Origin of the sequence: Simplicispira sp. (assembly GCF_028687295.1) — a bacterium.
Classification (GTDB): Bacteria; Pseudomonadota; Gammaproteobacteria; order Burkholderiales; family Burkholderiaceae_C; genus Simplicispira; species Simplicispira metamorpha.
The window spans coordinates 1-4,117 of record NZ_JAQUAL010000207.1 but is presented as its reverse complement, the minus strand read 5'-3'; the positions used below and the strand labels follow the sequence as shown (position 1 = coordinate 4,117).

At 69.6% G+C, this 4,117-nt stretch carries 4 protein-coding genes and 1 pseudogene; all 5 read right to left on the bottom strand.

The features are described from left to right. Position 1: 1 nt before the first annotated feature. Positions 2 to 1,228, bottom strand: coding sequence for a glycolate oxidase subunit GlcF (gene glcF, locus PHX69_RS15575; RefSeq protein ID WP_288044973.1), 1,227 nt, complete (start codon positions 1,226 to 1,228; stop codon positions 2 to 4). Positions 1,229 to 1,260: 32 nt separating this feature from the next. Next, on the bottom strand, positions 1,261 to 2,118 hold the full coding sequence (locus PHX69_RS15570; protein WP_288044971.1) for a YoaK family protein: 858 nt from the start codon (positions 2,116 to 2,118) through the stop codon (positions 1,261 to 1,263). 21 nt (positions 2,119 to 2,139) lie between these two features. Further along, positions 2,140 to 3,270 carry a glycolate oxidase subunit GlcE gene (gene glcE, locus PHX69_RS15565; protein ID WP_288044969.1) on the bottom strand — a complete coding sequence of 377 codons (1,131 nt, stop codon included), beginning with the start codon at positions 3,268 to 3,270 and terminating at the stop codon, positions 2,140 to 2,142. A 112-nt stretch (positions 3,271 to 3,382) separates the two neighbouring features. Next, positions 3,383 to 3,628 (bottom strand): hypothetical protein, encoded by a 246-nt coding sequence (locus tag PHX69_RS15560; protein WP_288044968.1) that lies wholly within the window; start codon positions 3,626 to 3,628, stop codon positions 3,383 to 3,385. Positions 3,629 to 3,847: 219 nt separating this feature from the next. Continuing rightward, positions 3,848 to 4,117, bottom strand: a pseudogene (locus PHX69_RS15555) (ammonium transporter); the annotation flags it as partial.

Here is a 4,117-nt window from a genome sequence, read left to right as displayed (position 1 = left end):
CCTACCCCGCCAGCGCCTCGTCCAGCACCTGTACCCAGTGGCGCACGGGTGTGTCGGTGCCGCTTTGCAGGTGGGTGATGCAGCCAATGTTGGCGCTGGCGATCACGCTCGGCCCCAGCGCTTGCAGGTGGCCCAGCTTGCGCGTGCGTAGGGCCTGCGACAGCTGCGGCTGCAACACCGAATACGTGCCCGCCGAGCCGCAGCACAGGTGCGCCTCCTGCGCCACGCGCACGTCAAAACCCAGCGCGCGCAGGTGCTGCTCGATGCCGCCGCGCAGCCGCTGGCCGTGTTGCAGCGTACAGGGCGATTGCAGCGCCACCACCCCCTGCGGCACGTTGCGCAATTGGCCTTGCAAGGAGGCGGCAATGTCGGGCAGCAGCTCCGAAAGGTCGCGCGCCAGGGCGCTGACGCGTGCGGCTTTGGCAGCGTACTGTGCATCGTGCTGCAAGTGGTGGCCGTACTCTTTGACCATGGCGCCGCAGCCCGAGGCGTTGAGCACGATGCACTCGACAGCATCGCTGCCCACCCGGGGCCACCAGGCGTCGATGTTGGCGCGCATCTGCGCCAGGGCGCCGTGCTGGTCGTTCAGGTGGAACTTGACGGCGCCGCAGCAGCCCGCCTCGGGGGCGATCACGGCCTGTATGCCCACGGCGTCCAGCACGCGCACGGTGGCGGCGTTGATGCCCGGCGCCATGCTGGGCTGCACGCAGCCCTCCAGCAGCAGCACCTTGCGCGCGTGCTGGCGCCGGGGCCAGTGGCCCGCCGCCGTGGGCACAGGCACCTTGGCGCGCACGCTGGCGGGCAGCACACCGCGCAGGGCCTGGCCCGCCTGCATGGCCGAGTCAAACAGCGGCGAGGTCAGGCCCTCTTTGAGCGCCCAGCGCACGGCGCGTTCGCCCAGCGGGCGCGGCACCTTGGCATCGACGATCTTGCGGCCCATGTCCACCAGATGGCCGTATTGCACGCCGCTGGGGCAGGTGGTTTCGCAGTTGCGGCAGGTCAGGCAGCGGTCCAGGTGCAGTTGCGTGCTGCGCGTGGGCGGCGCCCCCTCCAACACCTGCTTGATGAGGTAAATGCGCCCGCGCGGGCCGTCCAGCTCATCGCCCAGCAGCTGGTAGGTGGGGCAGGTGGCGGTACAAAAGCCGCAGTGCACGCATTTGCGCAGGATGGCTTCAGCGGCCAGGCCCTCGGGCGTGGCGGCAAATTCGGGGGCGAGCTGGGTTTGCATGGGCGGTGGCGGCGAAGCTCAAAAAGAAATGGTCAAGGGGGCGGCGCGGGCGGGGCAGCGCGCACCGCAGCGGACGGGGCAGGCGGCGCAGCAGGCGCCGGTGCGGCAGACACGGGGGCGCCCGCCGCACTGCGCAGGCGGCGCGAAGCACCCAGCAGCCGGGCGCGGTCTATCCACAGCGGGGGCAGGGCCAGCGCCAGCAGCACCAGCGCCAGCGGCACCACAAACACAAAGCCCACGTACTTGAAGCCCGCCGCCCCGGCCACGCCGCCCACCAGAAACATGGCCAGCAGCCCGGCCAACAGGCCCAGGCGCTGGTGGTTGGCGCGCACCTGCTGCTCGGGGCGGGCGCTGCTGCGGTTCCAGTACAAGAGCTTGCCCAGCTCGATGCCCAGGTCGGTGATGACGCCGGTCATGTGCGTGGTGCGGATCTGCGCCGACGACATTTTGGTGACGACGGCGTTTTGCAGCCCCATGATGAAAGACAGCAGCAGCACCGTGACCGGCACGGCAAACGGCGTGCGCCAGTCCAGCGTGACGGCGCCCACCAGGCCAAACACCAGCATCAGCAGCGCCTCGATCAGCAACACCAGCGCGTAGCTGCTGTGCAGGCGCTGCTGCAACGCCCAGTTGACCAAAATCGCCGTCACCGCCGCACCACTGACAAAGGCCAGCAGCGCGCCCAGGGCACTGAGCACCAGCACCATATTGCCCAGTACCAGGTTGTCGGCCAGCAGCGAGACAAAGCCCGTCATGTGCGAGGTGTAGAGCCTGACTACCAGAAAGCCTCCCGCATTCACCGCGCCCGCATTGAACGCCAGCAGCAAGCCCAGGCGGCGGTTGCTGGCCACCGTGCGGTGCTGGCCGGTCAGGCGGCGAAAGCGGCGCATGGCTGAACCCCCAGCGTGCGTTTACCGCTGCCAGGCCATGCGGCCCGGGTTGAAGATGCCAGCGGGGTCGAAGCTGTGCGCCAGCCGTTCGTGGATGCGCCGCTGTGCCGCAGAAATGGGGTCAAAATGGCCTCCAGCGCTTGCAGGGAGTGCGCCACCAGCTATGAAAAGAGAAGCACTTCCACCCACCTGCGTGGCCGCAGCGTGCAGCGCCGCCGCGTGCTCGCGCCCGGCCTGCACCCAGCGCAGGGCGCCATGCCATTCGATCAGCGGCGGCGCCACGCCCGCAGGCAGCGCCAGCACGGGCGCCGTGGCGGGCAGCGACAGGCGCCATACGTCCAGCCCCGGCTGCTGCGCGCGGGCGGCAAACCAGGGCAGCTGCTGCTCGCGGCAGGCGGCCCAGTGGGCAGCGGCAGCGGCGTTGTCCAGGCGCTCACCGCCCAGGGTGCGGCAGGCTGTCTCTACCGCCGCCACCGCGCCGCGCAGGCGCACATACAGCGTGCCCGCGCCTGCGGCCCCTGTGGCGGCTGGCACCCAGCAACTGGCGTTGAGCGGCAGCGGCTGGGCGCCCCAGGTGTGCAGGTGGCGCAGCGCCTGCGCCTGGTCGCAGCCAAAGCGCAGCGTGGCCTCGGCGGGCGCCACGGGCAGCACCTTGAGGCTGACCTCGGCGATCAAGCCCAGCGTGCCCCAGGCGCCCACCATGAGGCGCGAGACGTCGTAACCGGCCACGTTCTTGATCACCTGCCCGCCAAAGGTGAGCCGCTCGGCGCGGCCATTGACCAGCACCACGCCCAGCACGTAGTCGCGCACCGCCCCTACGCTGGCGCGCGCCGGGCCCGACAGCCCCGCCGCCACCATGCCGCCCACCGTGGCGCCGGGGCCAAAGTGCGGCGGCTCAAAGGGCAGGCACTGGTGCTGCTGGGCCAGCGCGGCCTCCAGCGCGTGCAGCGGCGTACCGGCGCGCACCGTGACCACTAGCTCGCTGGGCTCGTAGCTGAGGATGCCGGTGTAGGCGCGCGTATCGAGCACCTCGCCGTGCAGCGGCGCACCACCGTGGAAGTCTTTGCTGGCGCCGCCGCGAATGCGCAGCGGCGCCCGGTGCGCAGCGGCATCGCGCACGCGCTCGATCATCTGGGAGAGAACGGTGTCCATGGCCGGGCATGGTAAGCCCATGCCCGGTGCACGCGCCATGCGGGCAGCGTGAATTTTCTGCACAGCGGGCGTGAACAAACCGGTGCGTCGGCCCGCGCGCGGTGTGCGCGGTTTATGCGGGGGGTCCGTCTGCGCACAGCGCCGCGCTGATCTGGGCGGCGTCCAGCACGGCAAAGCAGCGGTTGTGCTGGGCCGTCAATGGCCCGCCACCGGGCACCAGGGCGGCGCCTTCGTAGCCCATGGCCTTGAACTTCCAGGTGCCGCTGATCCGTTTGAGGTGGCCCACCGGCGCGCCGCCGGGCAGAAAAACCGCCACCACGCCCTCGTTCAGCGGTTGCAGCGTCAACAAGGTGGCCATGCGTTCTCCTGGGCAGATCAAAGTGACAGGTAAATTGCTATTTTTATGATAGCTGCTGGCGCTTATCCCGAAAGCTAAAGAGCCTATTTTGACCAGCAACCGCACGCCAGGCTCCCATAAAAAAACCCGCCAATCGGCGGGCCAAGGCCCCGGGGGGGCCAGAGGAGTCTCTCGCAAGGGCGGGCGGTGCCACCAGACACCGCCGCCACCACACCCAGTTCAGCGGGTATATGCCGTCTCGCCGTGCGAGGTGATGTCCAGACCTTCGCGTTCGGCTTCTTCCGATACCCGCAGGCCCACGATCACATCGGCCACCTTGTAGGCAATGAAGGCCACCACCGCCGACCACACCGCCGTGATCAGCACGCTCTTGACCTGGATCCACACTTGGGCGCCCATGGCGAAGGTGTCAGGGGTCAGGCCGCCGGTGCCGCCCAGGTTTTGCGAGGCAAACACGCCGGTCAGGATGGCACCCACAATGCCGCCCAC

Coding starts and splice junctions, on each gene's coding strand:
- PHX69_RS15560 (WP_288044968.1), bottom strand. CDS start 3,628: ATGGCCACCTTGTTGACGCTGCAACCGCTGAACGAGGGCGTGGTGGCG.
- glcF (WP_288044973.1), bottom strand. CDS start 1,228: ATGCAAACCCAGCTCGCCCCCGAATTTGCCGCCACGCCCGAGGGCCTG.
- PHX69_RS15570 (WP_288044971.1), bottom strand. CDS start 2,118: ATGCGCCGCTTTCGCCGCCTGACCGGCCAGCACCGCACGGTGGCCAGC.
- glcE (WP_288044969.1), bottom strand. CDS start 3,270: ATGGACACCGTTCTCTCCCAGATGATCGAGCGCGTGCGCGATGCCGCT.